General features: G+C 67.9%; 4 protein-coding genes and 1 pseudogene. All 5 read left to right on the top strand.

All coding sequences use genetic code 11. The features are described from left to right. Positions 1-304 (top strand): annotated as a pseudogene (locus EOA60_RS27405) (hypothetical protein); the annotation flags it as partial. 9 nt (positions 305-313) lie between these two features. Beyond that, positions 314-493, top strand: coding sequence for a hypothetical protein (locus EOA60_RS27400; protein ID WP_127215575.1), 180 nt, complete (start codon positions 314-316; stop codon positions 491-493). Continuing rightward, positions 490-885, top strand: a complete 396-nt coding sequence (locus EOA60_RS27395; protein WP_127215576.1) for a GPW/gp25 family protein — start codon at positions 490-492, stop codon at positions 883-885. The genes EOA60_RS27400 and EOA60_RS27395 overlap by 4 nt, the downstream gene beginning before the upstream one ends. 104 nt (positions 886-989) lie before the next feature. Then, entirely contained in the window at positions 990-1853 is an 864-nt protein-coding gene (locus tag EOA60_RS27390; protein WP_127335102.1) for a baseplate J/gp47 family protein, read from the top strand. Continuing rightward, on the top strand, positions 1850-2757 hold a 908-nt coding region (locus EOA60_RS27385; RefSeq protein WP_164899577.1), incomplete at its 3' end, for a phage tail protein. The genes EOA60_RS27390 and EOA60_RS27385, both read left to right, overlap by 4 nt.

The following is a 2757-nucleotide window of genomic DNA, read 5'->3' as shown; positions in this document are numbered from 1 at the left end:
GATGCTGGTCGCGCCGCATGGCGACATGCGCCAGGCGGTCGCGCTGCCGATGACCTATTCGGACCAGAACGCATCCCCGTCGTCCGATCCGGGGACGCGGATCCTGTCGACCTTCGGCGGGGCGACGATGCTGTTCGACGGCGGCGGCGACCGCGCGGAACTGTCGGCATCCCGCGTCGACCTCGGCGCGGCCGAGGGCAAGAAGGTCGCTCGCATAGGCGATAAGGTTCACGTCAGTTCGGGATCTTCGACCGGCCTTTGGCCGATCGTCGAGGGCTCCTCGAAAGTATTCGCCGCCGACTAGGAGGCCTCCATGAAACTCGTTGTCACCAAGCGCGCCCCGCACCTTGGCGTGGCCGGCACCGCCGTCGAAATGACGCCGTCGCAGGCGGCCTATGAGCGGCTGCGCGGCCATGTCGTCGAGCCGGCGCAGCCGAAGGCTGATGGATCGGCCGACGCTCCGGCGAAGGGCAGACGCGGGAAGCGCAAGTGACGCAATTCGGCATGGACCGCTCGACCGGGCTGCGGCAGAGCGGCTGGGACAACGTCATCCAGGCGATCGAGATCCTGCTGACGACACGCTATTTCGAGCGCGTCTTGCGTGAATATGTCGGCAGTCCGGTCCCGGCGCTGCTCGGCGAGCTCGCCAACGTCCAGACCGTCATCCGCTTCCAGTGGTCGGTCGCGGCCGTGATCCTGCTTTTCGAGCCGCGCCTCACGCCGACGCGCATCTCGCCGCTGACACTCGACCGCGCCGGCGCTTCCGCCTGGGTCATCGAAGGCATCTACCGGCCGCGCGCCCATCTCGGCGACTTCACGCCGGCCGGCACCGTCTCGCTGCGCCTCGGTCAGGCCGGCGGCCAACTGATCGTAACTTCTTCATAGCCTCACGCCGCGCACGGCTTCGCCGCCTGCGGCTCCGGTGGGGCGCGGCATCAGCCGCGACGGCCCGTCGGCCTTGCGGGCTTCGCCCGGAAACAGGAACCGCCATGCTCGATCTGTCCACGCTCGAGGGCCTGCCGGCACCGCAGGCGATCACCGTCACGTCGGAGGCCGACGCTCTCGCCGCCATCAAGGCCGTCTTCGTCGACCTGGCGACCAGCTACGGGCTCGACGTCTCCGGCATCATCGACCTCGAGGGCGAGCCGGGCAACATCCAGCTGCAGGTCGGCGCCTTCCGCGAGGTGCTCTACAGGGCGGCGATCAACGACGCGGTCAAAGCCAACCTGCTGGCCTTCGCGGCCGGCGCCGATCTCGATCACCTGGCTGCGTTCTATGACGTCATCCGCCTGACCGGCGAAACTGATGCCAGGCTGCGCGCCCGCACTGTGGTCGCCATTTCCGGCCGCTCAACAGCCGGCTCCGAAGACTGGTACAAAAGCGCCGCGTTCCGGGCGAGCATCCGCGTCAAGGAGGTCGCCGTCTATCGCGTCGGTACCGGCCCGGACATTCGCATTGCCGTGCTTGCGACCGACAATTTCGGCGAGCCGGACGCCGCTCTGCTCGCCGCGGTCGACGCCGACGTGCAGAAGAACAGCGTGCGGGTGATTTCCGACCGCATCACCGTTGTGTCCGCCACAAGCGCGACGGTGAACGTCGCCGCCGATATCTGGCTTCTGCCGACGACGCCGATGACCGTCTTCGAAAGCCTCGAGGCTCTGTTGCGCCAGTCGTTGGCCGACGAGGGCGGGCTCGGCTTCAACCTGACGCGCTCCTGGCTGGTTTCCAAGCTGCAGGCGCCGGGCGTCCAGAAAGTGTCGCTGACCGCTCCGGTGACCGACACGACCGTGGATGACGGCGCCGCGGTGAAGCTTGGCACGGTGACGCTCACCTTCAAGGGCCGCGACCGGTGAGCCAACGGCAGAACCTGCTGCCGCAGAACGCGACGGCCTTCGAGCGCGCGCTCGCGGAATCGCTCGATCGGCTGCCGGAGCTTGAGCCCGGTTTCGACGAGCTGCGCGGCTTCAAATTCGCGCCGGTGCAGCCCTCGATCCTGCCCTGGCTCGTCGTCGAATACGGGCTTGGCGCGATCTCGCAATGCCTGCCCGACCTCGCCTCGGTCATCGAATACGGCCTGCGGTGGCAGCGGGTGAAAGGCACGCCGCAAGGTGTGGCCGAAAGCCTGACATGGGTCGGCTACGCCTTCTCGACCTTCTACGAGGCGCCGGTGCGCCGCACCCGCTGGCACTTCTATGAACTTGAGCTCGACCGTTTCCGCGACGACGAGGATGATCTCGGCACGATCGAGGCCGTGGTGCGCCTGTCGGACCCGGTCCGCTCCGAGTTCTACCGCGCCTGGAACGGCTACAATGTGCGCGAGCACGACTGGGCCTACACCAGGTGGGGCGACGGCATCTGGGGCGACAACTCCGGCGTCTTCCTCCACGCCGGCGGCGTCAAATGGTCCTTCAGCCGCACCTTCGATGCCGGCCAGCACGATCTGACGGAAGCCGAGCTGACCGCGCTTGGCGCCTGGATCGAGCCGGTCGAGGGCGGGTCGATCGGCTGGGGGCCGTTCCCCTGGAACACGCCCGGCCTGAAATGGGTCTCGGACGCCGCTCTGTCGCGGGCGCAGATCATCGCCACCGCGCTGCTCGCCAAGTCGTGCTGGATCGGCGTCTATCGTGAGGACGGCTCGCCGATCGGCTTCCGCAAGGCGCGGGTCTACCGGCCGGTCAACGCTTCCTTCGGCGGGTACTACCAGGCCGCCGGGCAAAGCTGGGTCGTGGCAAGCGGCGCCGGTCCGAACCTTTATGT

The sequence above is a fragment of the Mesorhizobium sp. M1A.F.Ca.IN.020.06.1.1 genome (assembly GCF_004023265.1).
Taxonomy (GTDB): Bacteria; Pseudomonadota; Alphaproteobacteria; order Rhizobiales; family Rhizobiaceae; genus Mesorhizobium.
This window is presented reverse-complemented; position numbering and strand designations above follow the sequence as displayed.